Origin of the sequence: Xanthobacter autotrophicus (assembly GCF_029991245.1) — a bacterium.
Taxonomy (GTDB): Bacteria; Pseudomonadota; Alphaproteobacteria; order Rhizobiales; family Xanthobacteraceae; genus Xanthobacter; species Xanthobacter autotrophicus_C.
Genome location: NZ_JAIVFO010000400.1, coordinates 1 through 420, shown reverse-complemented (window position 1 = coordinate 420; position 420 = coordinate 1). Strand labels below are relative to the sequence as shown.

Below are 420 nucleotides of genomic sequence, written 5' to 3'. Positions count from 1 at the left end.
GTTCCTGGGCGAGATGCTGACGGCCAGCGCGATGCAGCACTACGAGGACGAACTGGCGCGCGCGGTGGTGCTGACCCTGTTCATCCCATTGATCATGAGTTCGGGTGGCAATTCCGGCTCGCAGGCCACCTCGCTGCTGATCCGCAGCCTGGCACTGCGCGAACTGCGCCTGCGCGACTGGTGGAAGGTGGCCCTGCGCGAAGTGCCGACCGGCATGGTGCTGGGCGCCATCCTCGGCTGCCTGGCCATCGTGCGCATCGTGATCTGGCAGCTGGGCGGCCTGCACGACTACGGCGAGCACTGGATCCTGCTGGCGATCACCATCGGCGCCGCGCTGGTGGGCATCGTCACCTTCGGTTCGCTGTCCGGCTCGATGCTGCCCTTCATCCTGAAGCGGCTCGGCTTCGACCCGGCCAGCGC

Annotated in this window: 1 protein-coding gene; it reads left to right on the top strand. The window is 67.6% G+C overall.

Annotation, left to right across the window (positions count from 1 at the left end; genetic code table 11):
* Positions 1–420 (top strand): magnesium transporter (locus tag K9U41_RS23405; protein WP_282643223.1); only part of this gene is annotated, 420 nt, incomplete at both ends.